The 386-nt window shown below is 25.1% G+C and carries 1 pseudogene; it reads left to right on the forward strand.

Features of this window, described 5'->3' with window-relative positions:
- Positions 1–155 precede the first annotated feature (155 nt).
- Positions 156–323 (forward strand): annotated as a pseudogene (locus DIT71_RS18555) (hypothetical protein); the annotation flags it as partial.
- Positions 324–386 lie beyond the last annotated feature (63 nt).

Raw genomic sequence — 386 nt, forward strand, 5'->3', positions numbered from 1 at the left:
AATTAGGGATATTTTTGGATTTGCTTTCTTTTTTGTTTTTTTTTTTATTTATTTGTTTTTTGTTTCCTTATATTTTTATGGATGTAGAGAATTTTATTTCTTCTAATCCTTTGGTTACTCCCGTTCATATTCAACCTGAATGATATTTTTTATTTGCTTATACTATTTTACGTTCTATTTCTAGAAAAATTGGAGGAGTAATCGCTTTAGTTATATCGGTGGTTATTTTATATTTTTTACCTTTTTTTTTGAAGCATCGTTTTCGAAGAACTTTATTTTATTATTTTATAAAGTTTATATATTGGGTTTTTGTTGTAAATTGAATATTGTTAACATGAATTGGTGCGTGTGTTGTAGAATATCCATATATAGGGTTGGGGATAGTA

The sequence above is a fragment of the Marinobacter vulgaris genome, from assembly GCF_003344045.1.
Classification (GTDB): Bacteria; Pseudomonadota; Gammaproteobacteria; order Pseudomonadales; family Oleiphilaceae; genus Marinobacter; species Marinobacter vulgaris.